The 15,032-nt window shown below is 57.5% G+C and carries 18 protein-coding genes; 14 read left to right on the top strand and 4 right to left on the bottom strand.

The features are described from left to right. Window positions 1-67 precede the first annotated feature (67 nt). The 7 genes from nifB (at window position 68) to LPJ38_RS37075 (ending at window position 4,424) form a co-directional block, all read left to right on the top strand. Complete coding sequence (nifB, locus tag LPJ38_RS37110) at window positions 68-1,567, top strand: nitrogenase cofactor biosynthesis protein NifB (RefSeq protein ID WP_011084568.1); 1,500 nt, start codon at window positions 68-70, stop codon at window positions 1,565-1,567. 10 nt (window positions 1,568-1,577) lie between these two features. Beyond that, window positions 1,578-1,802 (top strand): 4Fe-4S binding protein, encoded by a 225-nt coding sequence (locus LPJ38_RS37105; protein WP_011084569.1) that lies wholly within the window; start codon window positions 1,578-1,580, stop codon window positions 1,800-1,802. A gap of 250 nt (window positions 1,803-2,052) precedes the next feature. Next, entirely contained in the window at window positions 2,053-2,367 is a 315-nt protein-coding gene (locus LPJ38_RS37100; RefSeq protein ID WP_161966261.1) for a nitrogen fixation protein NifZ, read from the top strand. After that, on the top strand, window positions 2,364-2,681 hold the full coding sequence (locus LPJ38_RS37095) for a hypothetical protein (RefSeq protein WP_014497965.1): 318 nt from the start codon (window positions 2,364-2,366) through the stop codon (window positions 2,679-2,681). The genes LPJ38_RS37100 and LPJ38_RS37095 overlap by 4 nt, the downstream gene beginning before the upstream one ends. After that, window positions 2,620-2,979, top strand: a complete 360-nt coding sequence (locus LPJ38_RS37090; protein ID WP_014497964.1) for a DUF3024 domain-containing protein — start codon at window positions 2,620-2,622, stop codon at window positions 2,977-2,979. Before LPJ38_RS37095 ends, LPJ38_RS37090 begins: the two co-directional genes overlap by 62 nt. Before the next feature lie 33 nt (window positions 2,980-3,012). After that, window positions 3,013-3,357, top strand: coding sequence for a hypothetical protein (locus LPJ38_RS37085; protein ID WP_011084572.1), 345 nt, complete (start codon window positions 3,013-3,015; stop codon window positions 3,355-3,357). A gap of 719 nt (window positions 3,358-4,076) precedes the next feature. After that, window positions 4,077-4,424, top strand: a complete 348-nt coding sequence (locus tag LPJ38_RS37075; RefSeq protein ID WP_011084574.1) for a (2Fe-2S) ferredoxin domain-containing protein — start codon at window positions 4,077-4,079, stop codon at window positions 4,422-4,424. A 405-nt stretch (window positions 4,425-4,829) separates the two neighbouring features. On the opposite strand, the gene LPJ38_RS37070 is transcribed toward LPJ38_RS37075, so the two are convergent. Next, window positions 4,830-5,573: an OmpW/AlkL family protein gene (locus LPJ38_RS37070; RefSeq protein WP_018647470.1), complete on the bottom strand. Its 744-nt coding sequence runs from the start codon at window positions 5,571-5,573 to the stop codon at window positions 4,830-4,832. Window positions 5,574-5,782: 209 nt separating this feature from the next. After that, the gene (locus LPJ38_RS37065) at window positions 5,783-6,208 is read right to left on the bottom strand and encodes an ArsC/Spx/MgsR family protein (RefSeq protein ID WP_011084576.1); all 426 of its coding nucleotides are present in this window, start codon (window positions 6,206-6,208) and stop codon (window positions 5,783-5,785) included. A gap of 74 nt (window positions 6,209-6,282) precedes the next feature. Here LPJ38_RS37065 and LPJ38_RS37060 point away from each other — a divergent pair, with 74 nt between their 5' ends. From LPJ38_RS37060 to LPJ38_RS37030, 7 genes are all read left to right on the top strand, one after another. Then, on the top strand, window positions 6,283-6,594 hold the full coding sequence (locus LPJ38_RS37060; protein ID WP_161170736.1) for a hypothetical protein: 312 nt from the start codon (window positions 6,283-6,285) through the stop codon (window positions 6,592-6,594). A 181-nt stretch (window positions 6,595-6,775) separates the two neighbouring features. After that, window positions 6,776-7,660: a nitrogenase iron protein gene (gene nifH / locus LPJ38_RS37055; RefSeq protein WP_011084578.1), complete on the top strand. Its 885-nt coding sequence runs from the start codon at window positions 6,776-6,778 to the stop codon at window positions 7,658-7,660. A gap of 106 nt (window positions 7,661-7,766) precedes the next feature. Further along, a complete protein-coding gene (locus LPJ38_RS37050; protein ID WP_145642883.1) occupies window positions 7,767-8,585 on the top strand; it encodes a nitrogen fixation protein NifQ in 819 nt (272 codons plus the stop codon). Window positions 8,586-9,239: 654 nt separating this feature from the next. Further along, window positions 9,240-9,581, top strand: a complete 342-nt coding sequence (gene nifW / locus LPJ38_RS37045; protein ID WP_011084580.1) for a nitrogenase stabilizing/protective protein NifW — start codon at window positions 9,240-9,242, stop codon at window positions 9,579-9,581. A 950-nt stretch (window positions 9,582-10,531) separates the two neighbouring features. Further along, window positions 10,532-11,641 (top strand): electron transfer flavoprotein subunit alpha/FixB family protein, encoded by a 1,110-nt coding sequence (locus tag LPJ38_RS37040; RefSeq protein WP_014497958.1) that lies wholly within the window; start codon window positions 10,532-10,534, stop codon window positions 11,639-11,641. Window positions 11,642-11,652: 11 nt separating this feature from the next. Continuing rightward, a complete protein-coding gene (locus LPJ38_RS37035) occupies window positions 11,653-12,960 on the top strand; it encodes an FAD-dependent monooxygenase (protein WP_011084583.1) in 1,308 nt (435 codons plus the stop codon). Window positions 12,961-12,998: 38 nt separating this feature from the next. Further along, on the top strand, window positions 12,999-13,295 hold the full coding sequence (locus LPJ38_RS37030) for a ferredoxin family protein (protein WP_011084584.1): 297 nt from the start codon (window positions 12,999-13,001) through the stop codon (window positions 13,293-13,295). 211 nt (window positions 13,296-13,506) lie between these two features. On the opposite strand, the gene ahpD is transcribed toward LPJ38_RS37030, so the two are convergent. After that, complete coding sequence (gene ahpD, locus LPJ38_RS37025; RefSeq protein ID WP_145642885.1) at window positions 13,507-14,055, bottom strand: alkylhydroperoxidase, AhpD family; 549 nt, start codon at window positions 14,053-14,055, stop codon at window positions 13,507-13,509. Window positions 14,056-14,061: 6 nt separating this feature from the next. Then, on the bottom strand, window positions 14,062-14,616 hold the full coding sequence (locus tag LPJ38_RS37020; RefSeq protein ID WP_011084586.1) for a peroxiredoxin: 555 nt from the start codon (window positions 14,614-14,616) through the stop codon (window positions 14,062-14,064). Window positions 14,617-15,032 lie beyond the last annotated feature (416 nt).

Raw genomic sequence — 15,032 nt, 5'->3', positions numbered from 1 at the left:
CAGGGGAGTGATCTCGGTCGTGGAGCGCGGAAAATATATCAAAGCAGCGGTCAATAGCGGGAAGATCATGCAGTCCATAACCGAGCATAAGGGCTGCCGCGCTTCGGCGAAGACCGGGCGGGCGAGCTGCGGCTCGCAGGCCGGCCGAGGCGATCTGCCGGTCGAAATCTGGGAAAGGGTGAAAAACCATCCCTGTTACAGCGAGGATGCGCACCATCATTACGCTCGCATGCATGTCGCGGTCGCACCTGCCTGCAATATCCAGTGCAACTACTGCAACCGAAAATACGACTGCGCCAATGAATCGCGTCCGGGTGTGGTGAGCGAGAAGCTCACCCCTGAGCAGGCAGTGAGAAAAGTGATCGCGGTCGCGACGACCATTCCGCAGATGACGGTACTTGGCATCGCTGGTCCCGGCGATGCCCTGGCCAATCCAGCAAAGACGTTCAAAACGCTCGCGTTGGTCACCGAGGCTGCTCCTGACATCAAGCTGTGTCTGTCAACCAACGGACTAGCGCTGCCAGACTATGTCGATACCATCGTGAGGGCCAAAGTTGACCACGTCACCATCACCATCAACATGGTCGATCCTGAAATCGGAGCCAAGATTTATCCATGGATCTTCTTCAACCACAAGCGATACACCGGCATCGAGGCGGCAAGGATACTCACCAATCGCCAGCTTCAAGGGCTCGAGATGCTTAGCGAACGGGGCATTTTGTGCAAGATCAACTCGGTGATGATCCCCAATATCAATGATGACCACCTGGTCGAGGTCAACAAGGCGGTCACGTCGCGCGGTGCCTTCCTTCACAATATCATGCCGCTGATCTCCGTACCCGAGCACGGAACAGCATTTGGCCTCAACGGTCAGCGCGGTCCGACGGCTCAAGAATTGAAGACGCTGCAAGATGCTTGCGAAGGGAAGATAAACATGATGCGGCATTGCCGGCAGTGCCGCGCTGATGCGGTCGGTCTACTCGGCGAGGATCGCAGCGCGGAGTTCACCAATGATCAGGTGATGAAAATGGACGTCCATTATGACCTAGAGATGCGCAAGGCTTATCAAAAAAGGGTAGAGAATGAGCGCGTCTCCAAAGTCGCGGCCGGTCAAAAGGAGTTGGCGGGAGTCTCCGGAGAGATGAGCGCGATCACTGTTCTAGTAGCCGTCGCAACTAAGGGCTCGGGATTGATCAACGAGCACTTTGGACATGCAAAGGAATTCCAACTGTACGAGCTCTCCACATCCGGCGCCAAGTTCGTCGGGCTACGTCGTGTGGAGGGTTACTGCCAGGCCGGCTATGGCGAGGAAGATAGGCTATCCGTGATCATGCGCGACATCCGTGACTGCCACGCGGTCTTCGTGGCTAAGATCGGCGGCTGCCCCAAGAGCGGCCTGATCAAGGCTGGGATCGAGCCGGTCGATCAATTCGCCTATGAGTACATTGAGAAGTCGACGATCGCTTGGTTCAGGGCCTATGTCGGCAAAGTAAAGCGCGGGGAGATCCAGCATGTGCAGCGCGGCGTGCCCCCGCGTTGGCCTGGAGATCGGATCTCTGCGGCGTAAGGAGGAATATGTGCCATTCAAAATCATCGCCTCGCAGTGCACGAGCTGCTCAGCTTGCGAGCCTTTATGCCCGAACGTTGCTATTTCGGAGAAGGGGGGAAACTTTGTCATTGAAGCGGCGAAATGCAGCGAATGCGTGGGGCATTTTGACGAACCGCAATGTGCCGCTGCCTGTCCGGTCGACAACACCTGCGTGGTTGACAGGGCCTTGCCTCGCTACCAGGCGCCCGTCTGAAGTGTGGAGCCTGACCGGCAATGCAATCGCTGGTGCTGAACACGTCCCAAACGTCGCGCTGCGAACTGGCGGCTCCGCAGGCGCCGGCGTCTGCTCTTACGGACGGTGGCCGCTCTGGATTCCTGCGATGGGGCTGTTGCTGGCGGGCAGCACAGCCTGGCGACATTTCGGCGCTCGAGGGCGCCTCGTGATGCGGAGCAGAGTGTCCCCTCGGCGTGCCCCCGCGCCGTCGGTGCATGAGGAGCGAAATATGAACAGAATTCCCCGGGATAGCGACGCCGTCGAGCTAAGCGACCCACCCGCCTTCAGCTTTGGCCAAAAGCTTCGCGCCAATCGCGTCATCCGGAATGATGGCACCTATCCCGGCAAGGAGATCGGAGACGTCTTGGTCAAGAAGGGGGAGGTGGGCTACGTCGTCTCGATCGGCACGTTCTTGCAGCAATTCTACATCTACGGCGTGGAGTTTTTGGAAAGCGGCTACCGCGTTGGCATGAAACGCAAGGAACTTGAGCCAGTGGATGCAGGCGAGGAGGTCGATGATTTGCCACTACCGGAGGAGTCATGACTCAGCGAGGTTTTCCAAAATATTGGTGGGGCCAGCGGGGTAAACCGACAGCCGACCTGATCAAGCACCGCTCATCGGTCGATACGGAGACGGACGGAGCTTCGCTCGCCGCCAGGCCGAGCCGCCAGACCGTCATCGATACTCTCAACAACAAAGCGCATGAGCCTATCTTTATCGTTGATTTTGGTGAGGAGCTGCTCATCTGCTGGAGTTCAAGAGAACATCAAAAGGCATTGAAGGGAGGCTTTCATCATGAATTCCGCACTGATGAGGAAAGTAAAACCGGGGTTGGCGCGTCATCTCAACGAGCTTGATCGCAAACGGATCGAACGCGGCTTGAGCGCGCGGAAGCGCTATCTCTACGTCTCGCCAAACGTGACGCCCGTGTGGGGCGGCTACTGCATCGAGAGTCCCTGCTGCTCGCGCAATATCGACAAGGATGGCGCGCTCGTCGATGTCGCGCTGATCCTTTATGATGGCGTGACCGGGATCTGGAAGCTGTTTCGCAAAAATCATGCGGGGGGAGTCTGGGAATTTTACAGCCTCTATCATCGCTTGATCCCTGCAATCGACGAATTGAATGCGGATCCTGAGCGCCTGTTCTGGCAATGAAGGACCACCGTCCCCGAGGATAGAAGAACGACGATGGCGATCACGACCGAGGAATTGATCGAGATCGAACGGCTGCTTGCTGCCGATAGCGACGGCATGGGTCCCTTTGTCCAGCTGCGCCGCGGGCGGGGCGTGATGCGTGAGTTCGACACTCAACGCGGGCGACCGGGATCGCATTGGCCAAAGGAATGTTGGGCCGTGAGCAATGAGCCGGCCGAATACGGCGCAGTGCTGTGCAAGCCTACCGATGATGTCTTGGAGTGGTGTCGCATGGTCGAGCAGTGCTACGACGCGCATCTGCAATCACGTGAAGGAGTCCCGCTAAGATATTCGAAATCGACCACATTACAGTCGAGCTTGTCGGGTGTCAGCTCGTGATCGTAAGCGGCCAAAATAAGGAATCGGTATGAGCTTGTAACAAATCATCATCCACGTCCGCTTCGCCCCGAATGGGCGGGTGATACAAATCGGCCAGCGTCCAGGGAAGCTCACTCCGAACGGGTGGTTCGATGTCCTCAACACCCGTGCCAGCTCGGCTTATCAGCCGCTCGCTCGTGGCCGCGGGGTATTCCGGTTGAGCCGAACTGCTGTCGATACCTTAAAGCAGGAAACGACGGGGCCGGGTTGAGCGAACCGGTAACCGCGATTTGATGAGTGAACAGATCGAGGGCGACGCCGTCTCTCCGGCCGACATTATTGTTCTGAGCGAGGCCATGGGCATTCAATCGCTGATAGCGGCGAGAACGTCGGCATTGCCGCAACTTCCCTCAATTGTGAGGCGCGCTATGACGCATTTGGTGTGCAACTTGCTCTTCGAGAAAGTTGATCGGGGGGATTGTTGCATGAATGAGAGGTCTCGATGCCGGGAGAAGAGGTTGTCATTGATCAGCAGGCGACCTTCGGACGTGAATGTGCCTATCGCTCATCTCAGCGACGACAGCGAGTAAGGCGCCCGACCATTCCGACTGCCTTCGCAAGCGGGAGTTGGTGTCAGCAGGTGTCCATGCGCCAATGGACGGTCATCGTTGGACATTGCGGGCGGCTATGCGCTCACATCTCATCCCGACAGCTGAAATTCACTATCAGAGGATAGGCGCGTGAACTCAGAAAAAGAATTTCATCTCCCTCAACTCTATAGGCACCATGTCTTTGCGTGCAACACGCAGCGTCCGCCAAACCATCCCCACGGCAGTTGTGGCGCCTCCGGCGCGCAAGCTCTGTGGGATCGAATGGGCAAGGCGATCGAAGCGCAAGGCCTCGACGATATTGGCTTCGCGACTGCGGGCTGCCTTGGCTTTTGTAACTCTGGTCCTTTGCTGGTTGTCTATCCCGACGGAGTCTGGTATCGCGCGACCACGCCTGAGGATGTCGACGAGATCGTCATATCCCACCTCAAGCACGGCCAACGTGTCGACCGGCTTGTGATAGTGCTCAAGCGAAGCTAGAGGCGTCGCTTGGCGGCCGCTTGCCGGGTTAGCTAGCATGGTCGGCTCGACGTTGGGGGGCGGATCGTCTGAGATTAACCGGGCACTTCGCGGCCAAGATTAGGCTGTCAGCGGCGTATCGCCTTCTTATCAGGCAAATGGGAAAATGGCTTCGGTCTTAAGCGTGGCGAAACAGACGTATGATCATATTCTGAGTCGACGTTTGTGTAATGTTACTCACGTGCTGCGCGATTCGTAACTTGCAGCGCGAGCAACGCCAGCGGTTCCCTCTCTTGCGAGCTGACGCGTCGATGGCGCGTCAGCCGGCTTTCCGTGTCAGTCCGGCGAGAGTAGGAGACGAGCTCGATGATCCTGCTGGGATCCGAGTTTATCAAACGGCCTCTCCACTCTGGCTCTGCTCTAACGTCAGAACTTGTAAGCGACGCCGCCGCTGACGAGCCATGGATCAATATGGGCGCGGCCCGTAACGGCAATCGCATTGTTTAAGGTGGCCGAGTACTCCGGCCGCAGCCACAGCTTTTTAACGTCAAAGTTGAGGCCCCAGTGGCGATCGAGCATGTAATCGAAACCGAATTGGACTGCCGCGCCGAATTGGTTTTTGATGTTTAGATCCGTGACGGAAAGCCCGGCGAGCGAAGTATTGGCTGCCGATTGGTTGAAGAATACAGTGTAGTTGATGCCCGCGCCGACATAGGGCTTAAGCGGCCCAAAATCGGTGAAGTGATATTGCAGGGTCAGTGTAGGAGGCAAGAGCCAGGCTTTGCCGATATCGAGCCCTGTGAGCGCGCCATTGCCGCTGACGTGATGGCTGGTCACGCCGAGAATGAGTTCGGCGGCTAAGTTAGCTGTGAAGAAATAGGTGATGTCGAGCTCTGGTATAGCTTGATCGCTGATCGAAAGCCCAGAGTTGGGTGATGACAGCAACGGCGTCCCTGGAACGTTGACGGAACTGCCTGCGGTATCCGGCAAAACGCCAAGCACGCGCAGGCGGATCATCCACGGGTTGCGGGGTTCAATAGGGGGAGCTTTATAGTAGACCGGCGCCGGACCCAGATCAGCACCACGTACCGAGTTGCTGGCCAACGAGGTCGCTAGCGCGAAGACCGATACAGTTGCCAGGACTGTTCTTGCTCTCATCGAATTCTCCATTCCAAAAGTCGCGCGAGAAGCCGCGCAAGGTCTCTGTCACACATAAGGAACGGCGAAAGATTTGATACCAATCAAATATGGGAGCGATCGTGCCGCTCAGTTGCATCAGGATCACAGCTGCGAAACACGTTTTGCTAAAGGAAATACTCGCGCCAAGCAAGCCGCAAGTCGAGAACGTCATTCTTCTGGTGTGATCGTCCGGAACAGGCTCATTCGCTTGATCCCATCTTCGGGCAGCGCGTGCGAGTTGCTTGGTGCAGGCATCCCTGGAGATGCTCCTGCGTCTGGTGGCCAAGCAGCGACAGCGCGGGCTCGCGATCGAGCCCGGCACATCGTATTCCGTCTAAGTCGATCAACGGTCGTCGTATCAGGAGTGGATCACTCACCATCAATGCGAGTGCGCTCGCCGCGTCGATAGAATCGAGATTGACTTCGCCCGACTTGACACGAGGCGCGGCTCGGTTGAACCAGGAGCCGACGGGCATATTGCGAAAGAAGCTGCGCAATTCGTCCGCATGCCATGGCTCCTTCAAGATGTCCTGGACGACCACGTCATGACCGGCGGACTTTAGCGCTTGAATCTGACGCGCGTTCGTGGCGCAGCCGGGCTTCTGATAAAAGATGATTGTAGCCACGGCGTACCTATGTAGGCGTGCTATGCTGGGCGAATAGCACAGGGCTGCTGCTTCCCGGGAGCCATTCGAAGTTCTTGACAGTCAACGTCAATATCAGCGCATGGTGCGCCCTCAGCGAATTTGCAAAGCCGCTGGCCCGTCTCATTTTGACTCCGTCCGGCATCTTTACTCCTCACATGGCTGAGCTTGCGCGAGCGGCAGCAAGTTCTGTTCCACAATGGCGGCATCGGCTAAGTCAGCCTATTTGGCTGTTGGCGTTCATGTTTGCGATTGTTTGTTCGTTGTCTGACAGCCGGGCAGATCTTGTCAGATCCAAAACAGCCTACGATCGCGCGCCGGCTGGTTGCTTTTGGAAACGTAATCAGAAGCTTAAGGTGCCGGGTTAGACCTTGGCACGGCTGTTGCTGATAAGCGGCAGCAACACTGAGTGAGGGCTGAGTGCACGCCGACGTGTAAGGCGAGCGATGCGCTCCTTCCCTTGAACCCGTGTGCCCCCGCTTCTGCGAGGGAAGCAAAGCTCGCAAAAGAAGCGCGCAACGTTTGGCAAATCGGTTGATGGAGAGAAGCATGGCTTCACTAAGACAAATCGCCTTCTACGGGAAGGGCGGAATCGGCAAGTCCACCACTTCGCAGAACACGCTAGCGGCGCTGGCAGAGATGGGTCAGAAGATCCTGATTGTAGGGTGCGATCCGAAAGCGGACTCGACTCGCCTTATTCTGCACGCCAAGGCTCAAGACACGATTTTGAGTCTTGCCGCGAGCGCCGGCAGCGTGGAGGATCTAGAGCTCGAGGACGTAATGAAGGTTGGCTACCAGGACATTCGCTGCGTTGAGTCCGGTGGCCCTGAGCCAGGTGTCGGCTGCGCCGGCCGCGGTGTCATCACCTCGATCAATTTTCTTGAAGAGAACGGAGCCTACGAGAACATTGACTATGTTTCTTACGATGTGCTTGGCGACGTTGTTTGCGGTGGCTTTGCGATGCCAATCCGCGAAAACAAGGCGCAGGAGATCTACATCGTGATGTCTGGTGAAATGATGGCAATGTATGCCGCAAACAATATTTCCAAGGGGATCCTGAAGTACGCGAACTCAGGTGGGGTGCGGTTGGGCGGCCTGATCTGCAACGAGCGGCAGACCGACAAGGAATTGGAACTGGCGGAAGCGTTGGCCAAGAAGCTTGGCACTCAACTGATCTACTTCGTGCCGCGTGACAATGTGGTGCAGCATGCAGAGCTGCGTCGCATGACGGTGCTTGAATATGCACCCGATTCCAAGCAGGCTGATCACTATCGGAAACTAGCGGCCAAGGTTCACAATAATGGCGGCAAGGGCATCATCCCGACCCCGATCTCAATGGATGAGCTCGAGGACATGCTGATGGAGCATGGCATTATAAAGGCCGTGGATGAATCAATCATCGGCAAAACCGCCGCCGAACTCGCAGCCTCGTAAAGGCCGCGAGTCGCCGCCTTGCGAAGGCGAGCGACAGATGCCGGTCTCCCTCACCCCCCTTCCCGGGGGGGGGCCGGCATACTGACGATCGGCCGCGAAAACCAGAGTGCGCCGTGACGAACCACGCATTGTGAAAAACCGCAGAGTTATGTCCGAGCCGCACGTCCTTCCGTTCACGACTGCCTGTGCTGCTGACGCCAATAGCCAGTTGCACAAGGGAATTTCAACCTACCGGCTGCTCACCGGTGAACATCCTGCAAATGCCGATATCGCCATCGACAGCAATCTCGATCGCCATGCCCTGGCGTCTATCCTGGCGGCTGCCACGATGGATGGTGGCTGTCTGTCTGAGAAAGTTGGCCTGTCCGGCGTTGAATTGGCGGTCTTACTGGAGCAGCACTTTCTCCCAACCGGGATCAGGGCCCCGGAGCAGGCCGCGCCCTTCAAGCGGGAAGAGGATGAGGAGATCGCAAAGCTTCGCGATCTGTTGCTCAAGCATCGCTCGACGGAAGGGGATATCGGCCGGTGGCTGGCTGCGATGATCGCGCGCCGCGCCATGGAGCCGGACCATCTTTGGGAAGCTCTCGGCTTGCGTGATCGTGGCGAACTCTCGCTCGTGATGAGCCGGCATTTCGCGCCGCTCGCCGCGAGCAATGTCAACAATATGCGTTGGAAGCGCTTCTTCTACCGCATGCTTTGCGAGGACGAAGGCCTTGCGATGTGCACGACACCCGTGTGCAATCAATGTAACGAATTCAACATCTGTTTCGGTGAAGAAAGCGGTGAGAGCCGGATGGCCGAGCGTCGGCGCGATTTGCTGTTGCAGGCCGCAGCATGGCCGGCTGTGTCCAGCGGCCGGGCATCTGAAACGCCAGGAGAGACCGCAGTCGCATCGTTATCCGAAAAGGCTTCAGCGCATTTGTAGGCCGCAGGTCGGAGGAGGGCGCGGATCACCAACTTGGATGCGAGCGGACGGCCGTGTGGTTAAGGCGGCAAGATCGAGTGCTAGGCTACAGTTCACCCGTGTTGGTGCGCCGCAACGGACCTGTCGCACCAAAGGGCAACGCGTTCGGCCTCATAGCGCTGTCGCATTTGCCACGATGCATTTGCTGAACAAGGTCATAAAGAGAAGCGTGACTTCTTGCACTAGGTCGGCCGTTAGGATCACAAAGACTGCGGCGGTAACGGCGGGCGCGGTCAACAAAAACATCGCGTCCGCGCAATTATCGAAGCAGATCTTCCGCTTACCATGATGGAGTGCCGCACGGACCCGGGAAAGAGGCGCCGACGCGAGGGTCGACGCAAGGGTGTCGATGAAATATGTGGTCCCTTGCCACAATATCCATGCCGTCTTCGGGCTGTGTAGTCATCAGGAGCTAACGATGGAAAAGGTCAACCAAGTGTTAGGATATACCGGGCCCGCGAACTTCAGGTGTCAGTCATGAGAAGTCTTTCCGCGCCGTCACCGAGTTCTCATCAGATTGAGCGCAACCGCAAAACCCGCGGGCGCGTTGTCGTTACTGTTTCGGATCCGCTCAATGTGGGCGCTCACCAGAGCTAAACCGAAGGAGAATATTCGATGATCAGCTCATCCCCAGCAACCGGTATTCTAGATCGACTCGGCAAGGCCTCATCGGCAGAGGAGTTTTTTTCGCTGCTTGGCGTCGAGTACGACCCTAAGATCGTGAATGTCGCGCGCCTTCACATTTTGAAGCGCATGGGACAATACCTCGCACAGGAGAAATTTGCTGGTGCCGCAGAGCCGGAAATCAGAACTCGATGCAAGGCGATGCTGGAACGGGCATATGGAGATTTCGTGGCATCGTCACCGATCGACGAGCGAGTGTTCAAGGTTTTGAAGGATGCCGTCTCAGACTCCAAGAAGGCTGCGGCCTTCGTTCCTTTGAGCGAGTTGAAGTGACCTAGCGTTCCACTGTAAGCGAAGTCTGTCCGGCGGACGCCGAGGCGCTCCGTTAATGCGGCTTTCTATTTATCGCGGCAAGTCTCTTAGTCATGGCCCGGCCAACGGCTGTCGTATTCCCGACCCATGTCCGGATTATTCGTGACCAGGTATCAGCAGCTGTTTGATGTGTGGCGCAAGCCAATACGTCCCACTGACTTCAATCGTCTTTGCAACTGGTACGACACTTGCTGTTGTCCTGCTGATCTGATCATCGATGCCGACAGATGGTGGCGCCCGCGGTGAGTTTGAAGGAGGACCCATGATGCTGCTTACATTGCCTGCCGAGCCCCCCTGCGGCATCATATCGAGGCCTACGATGCCGTCAGGTCTGTTCGCAACGGTCTTTGACGCGGTCGCAGTTTCGTAGTGACGGTGAGATGGTAGTCAATAATAGGTGTCCCCTTCGCGCGGCTCTTGCGGCGGCTATGCACAGTAGCGTCCGCATCAAATCGGCCCCCGATCCCGCTCAAATGTGTCTGCATCTCATCGCAGATAGAAACTGCGCTACGAAAAGTGGTGCCCTCCTCCCACACGGAGTGCCAGCGCTGGAGGCTCGGCACGGTCGCGTGACAGAAGCCTTGCCAGGACCTCCATCGATGGTACCGGCGAGGCGCCGCGAACGGACTAGTCAACTAAGGCATGGAAGTGGCCGGTCAGGATCACCTCGTCCTGGCCGGCCACGGTGGCGCTCGTCGAGCCCGGCACCCAAGGATTCAGTTTGCAAGATCCCTCCAAAGCCGGCCGAATGGGTGCGCCAATTGCGACGACGCGTATTGTGGTGCGACTGGTCCGAGCGCGCAGGCGGGCAGAGCAGCCAGCCACTTGCCGGCCAAAAGTGAACTTCGGTTAACGAAAGCGAAAAAGCAACCCGTGGCGCGGGCGCGCCTATCTCCAGAGGAATTTAGACTATGAGCAAGGTCAGCAAAACGGCGATGCCAGCAGGGGCCGGCCGCGGAGCAGCCAAAAAAGAACTGCCGGAGCATTTCAAGTCGTACAAGCACGTCTGGGTCTTCGTCGAGCTGGAGCGGGGCCAAGTGCATCCCGTTTCCTGGGAGCTCATGGGTGCGGGGCGTGGTCTTGCCGACAGGCTAAAGGTGAATCTTGCCGCTGTCGTTGTCGGTCCGGAGGGGCAGCACACACGCAACGCCGCACTTGAAGCCTTTTGCTACGGCGCCGATCTGGCCTATCTCGTGAGCGACAATGTGTTGTCGGATTACCGCAACGAATCTTATACGAAAGCGCTCACCGAACTCGTCAACACCTACAAGCCCGAGATATTACTGTTGGGTGCCACGACGCTTGGTCGCGATCTCGCAGGTTCCGTGGCGACGAATCTATCGACGGGGCTTACTGCCGACTGCACCACGCTGGACGTGGACGCCGACGGTTCACTTGCGGCGACGCGGCCAACTTTTGGCGGCTCGTTGCTCTGCACAATCTATACCTTGAATTACCGCCCGCAGATGGCCACGGTCCGCCCGCGAGTGATGCCGATGCCTGCACGCGTTATGCGCGATGCCGCTCGTATCGTCGTTCATCCGCTCGGCCTTGTAGAAGACGATATAGTCACGAAAGTATTGTCCTTCCTACCCGACCGCGATGCAGAAACTTCCACTCTGGCCTATGCCGATGTTGTGGTTGCGGGCGGCCTTGGACTGGGATCGCCTGAGAACTTCCGGTTGGTACGCGAGCTCGCAGCTCTGCTTGGGGCTGAATATGGCTGCTCGCGTCCTCTCGTGCAAAAGGGCTGGGTTACGTCTGACCGGCAAATCGGTCAGACAGGCAAAACCATCCGGCCGAAGCTCTATATTGCCGCGGGCATTTCCGGTGCGATCCAGCACCGGGTCGGCGTCGAGGGCGCGGATCTGATCGTCGCCGTTAACACGGACAAAAACGCTCCGATCTTCGACTTCGCCCATCTCGCGATCGTCAGTGATGCTATGCAATTGTTGCCAGCCCTGACGGCTGCATTTCGCGCGCGGCTTCTGCCAGATTCGCGCGCCAGGATCGCGGTCTAGAGGAGATATTGATGATTGAAGAGAGATTCGATGCGATCGTGGTCGGAGCCGGTATGGCCGGCAACGCGGCGGCATTGACGATGGCCAAACAGGGCATGAAGGTGCTGCAGCTCGAGCGGGGCGAATATCCCGGATCGAAAAATGTGCAGGGGGCCATCCTCTATGCCGACATGATGGAAAAGCTGATCCCCGAGTTTCGAGAGGAGGCGCCACTCGAACGCCACCTGATCGAACAGCGGTTCTGGATGATGGACGATCGCTCGCATGTCGGCATGCACTACCGTTCGGAGGACTTCAACGAGCAGAGGCCGAACCGCTATACGATTATACGCGCCCAGTTTGACAAATGGTTTTCTTCAAAGGTGCGGGAAGCTGGCGCGATCGTGCTTTGCGAGACCACCGTCACAGAGCTCGCGCAGGACGATCGTAACAGGGTCGTCGGTGTTCGTACAGATCGCCGTGACGGCGAGATACATGCTGACGTCGTCGTTCTGGCCGAAGGGGTCAATGGCTTGCTCGGCACGCGTGCGGGCCTGCGCGCCCGTCCGGCACCCGATAACGTTGCGCTCGCGGTGAAGGAAATGCACTTCTTGCCCCGTGAAACCATCGAAGCACGCTTCAATCTTAAGGGGGATGAAGGCGTCGTGATAGAGGCTGCCGGTACCATTTCCCGCGGCATGACCGGGATGGGTTTCATCTACGCCAACAAAGAGTGCATTTCGCTTGGCATCGGTTGTCTCGTCGCCGACTTCCAACGCACGGGCCAAACGCCGTATGGCCTGCTCGATGAATTCAAAAGGCATCCCTCTGTGGCGCCACTGATAGCAGGGTCCGAAGTAAAGGAATATTCGGCGCATCTCATTCCCGAAGGCGGTTACAAATCGATCCCACAGCTTTATGGGGAGGGCTGGGTCGTCGTGGGCGATGCCGCCCAACTCAACAATGCCGTTCATCGTGAGGGCTCCAATCTCGCGATGACATCGGGCCGTATCGCGGCCGAAGCGATAGGTCTGGTCAAATCGCGCGGCGAACCGATGAGTGCAACAAATCTCTCAATCTACAAAAAGATGTTGGACGATTCTTTCGTCATCAAAGATCTCAAGAAGTACAAGGATTTGCCACCCCTCATGCATACCCACTCCGAAAATTTCTTTCTCACTTATCCGCAGCTTATCTCCAAGGCGATGCAGAACTTTGTGCGCGTCGATGGTACGCCCAAGGTTGAGAAGGAGAAGGCGAGCCTCAAATCCTTTGTCAAGACGCGGTCATGGTCAGGTCTGGTCGGCGATGCTTACCGTTTTGCCAGGGCCTGGCGGTGATCGCGACAGTGTGAAGTCCAACAGTGGAAGGCAAAAGCATGAATGTCGAACCCTCCGTGCGCGTCGAAGACAAGCTGTACTACAACCGTTATCTTGTCGACGCCGGGCACCCTCACGTCAGGGTACGTGCGCACAAGACGCCATCGCCGCAGCTCCTCACACTTTTGAAGGCCTGCCCGGCGCGATGCTACGAGCTCAACGACAACGGCCAGGTCGAAGTTACAGTTGATGGCTGCATTGAATGCGGTACCTGCCGCGTGATCGCCGAGCCGACCGGCGACATCGAATGGAGCCACCCGCGCGGCGGATATGGTGTTCTGTTCAAGTTTGGGTGATGACAGAGCGAAGGGTGGTGCGGCGTTAGCCGACGCAATCTCACTGTATCTGTGGCGCGCTCACTGTCACCTGCATAGCGCCGGGTTGTTTGAGAAGACACCCGTCATCGCAACGCGACGCAAGACGTGACATGCAGATAAGCAGCAAAAGGCTCGTTGTGGCGCCACTGAGTAGCGCCACGATGCCGTCGATCTGATGGCAGAGAAAAGATCAGTCTCCTGCCTGAGGGGAGGCAGGCCCAGCGGCCTCGAGTGCGATCGCCACTGACTGTGTGATCGCAGCAAAGCGCACGGCGGTCTGGATCGTCTCCGAATTGACGCCCGCGGCTCTCAATGTCCTCTCATGGGCATCAATGCAGATACCGCAGCCGTTTATGGAGGAGACAGCAAGCGACCACAGGTCGAAATCGGACTTGTCCACGCCGGGATTGCCAATCACGTCCATGCGCAGCCGCGGCGGCATCGTCTTGTATTCTGGGTTGGAAGCGAGGTGAACGAAGCGGTAGTAGACATTGTTCATTACCACTACGGAGGCCGCAGCTTTCGCTGCGGCGATCGCCACAGATGTCATCACGCCCGAGGCTGCCGATTCCACCGCGGCAATCAGGGCTGAATTGCGGGTGGCAACTGCACTCGCTACCAGCACCCCGTATTTTCGCCGCGGCGAAAGCGTCTCATCGGCCATCAAGGAGGTCAAGTTAATCCTGACATCCTTCGCGAAATCGGGAATCTTGTCGTAGATTTGTTCGATCGGCGACATGCTGCGTCACGCAACCTTCAGTGTTTCCCCGCCGATTTCGCGGTTGCAGGGACAGAGCTCGTCGGTTTGCAGCGCGTCTAGAACGCGGAGTGTGTCCTTAGGACTGCGGCCCACACTCAGATTGGTCGCATAGACGTGCTGAATCGTGTTTTGGGGGTCAACAATGAAGGTATAACGATAGGCAACCCCTTCGGGTGAACGCACCCCGAGGCCATCGACGAGCGTTCCCTTTGTGTCGGCAAATTGCCAGATTGGTAGATTGTGCAGGTCGACATGTGAGCGCCGCCAAGCAAGCTTGCAGAACTCGTTGTCAGTCGAGCCACCCAGTACAACCGCATCTCGGTCAGCGAATTCCTTGGAAAGCCGAGCAAATTCTGCGATCTCTGTCGGGCAGACGAAGGTAAAGTCCTTTGGGTAAAAGAAGATGATCTTCCATTTCTCCGGAAAGCTCATTTCGGTCAGCGTCTCAAACGCACTCTGCCCTTCCTCTTCCTGCGCTTGAAAACCGGGCTTCACGCCTGTGATGTCGAATGGCGGCAACTGACTTCCAATTCCGAGCATGGTGTCCTCACAAACTTGCTTTTGTAGATCGTGACCTCACTGGTGGAGCAAACCATATGCCACGCATTCTTAGACCTAGAATTGGCGCAACAAGACCAGCCCAGCGGCTTGGATACAGGCGCCTTTGAGCACGAAAGTACACGGGCGCTGGCTACGCGGTTGGCGGGAAGACGGCAGCCAGACCTAAACCGAAGCAATCTCGTCCCCGACCGGTAGGCACTGCACAGCCGGCCTGGCCGGGCTATGGCAGTTTGGCGCTCGCCGCTGGTAACTGCGACGTCGTGCCGTTCAAGGTCCACAATCGGCGCGTTCGCAAGGCATCGAGGCGGCGCAGCAGCGGACGCGGGAGCTAAGGCGGCTTCCGCAAATGGCGAAGGGTTTCGATGGGCGTGCGCCGCCCGGTATCGTTCCGACCA

The sequence above is a fragment of the Bradyrhizobium daqingense genome, from assembly GCF_021044685.1.
In the GTDB taxonomy this organism is placed as follows: domain Bacteria; phylum Pseudomonadota; class Alphaproteobacteria; order Rhizobiales; family Xanthobacteraceae; genus Bradyrhizobium; species Bradyrhizobium daqingense.
Note: the sequence above shows the minus strand (reverse complement) of the source record. Positions and strands in the feature narration are given on the sequence as shown.

Bases quoted from the DNA above. Each gene is read 5' to 3' on its own strand.
- nifW (WP_011084580.1), top strand. From the start codon at position 9,240: ATGATCAGCTCATCCCCAGCAACCGGTATTCTAGATCGACTCGGCAAG.
- LPJ38_RS37090 (WP_014497964.1), top strand. From the start codon at position 2,620: ATGAATTCCGCACTGATGAGGAAAGTAAAACCGGGGTTGGCGCGTCAT.
- LPJ38_RS37020 (WP_011084586.1), bottom strand. From the start codon at position 14,616: ATGCTCGGAATTGGAAGTCAGTTGCCGCCATTCGACATCACAGGCGTG.
- LPJ38_RS37100 (WP_161966261.1), top strand. From the start codon at position 2,053: ATGAACAGAATTCCCCGGGATAGCGACGCCGTCGAGCTAAGCGACCCA.
- LPJ38_RS37095 (WP_014497965.1), top strand. From the start codon at position 2,364: ATGACTCAGCGAGGTTTTCCAAAATATTGGTGGGGCCAGCGGGGTAAA.
- LPJ38_RS37070 (WP_018647470.1), bottom strand. From the start codon at position 5,573: ATGGAGAATTCGATGAGAGCAAGAACAGTCCTGGCAACTGTATCGGTC.
- nifH (WP_011084578.1), top strand. From the start codon at position 6,776: ATGGCTTCACTAAGACAAATCGCCTTCTACGGGAAGGGCGGAATCGGC.
- nifB (WP_011084568.1), top strand. From the start codon at position 68: ATGCAGTCCATAACCGAGCATAAGGGCTGCCGCGCTTCGGCGAAGACC.
- LPJ38_RS37030 (WP_011084584.1), top strand. From the start codon at position 12,999: ATGAATGTCGAACCCTCCGTGCGCGTCGAAGACAAGCTGTACTACAAC.
- LPJ38_RS37085 (WP_011084572.1), top strand. From the start codon at position 3,013: ATGGCGATCACGACCGAGGAATTGATCGAGATCGAACGGCTGCTTGCT.
- LPJ38_RS37040 (WP_014497958.1), top strand. From the start codon at position 10,532: ATGAGCAAGGTCAGCAAAACGGCGATGCCAGCAGGGGCCGGCCGCGGA.
- LPJ38_RS37035 (WP_011084583.1), top strand. From the start codon at position 11,653: ATGATTGAAGAGAGATTCGATGCGATCGTGGTCGGAGCCGGTATGGCC.
- ahpD (WP_145642885.1), bottom strand. From the start codon at position 14,055: ATGTCGCCGATCGAACAAATCTACGACAAGATTCCCGATTTCGCGAAG.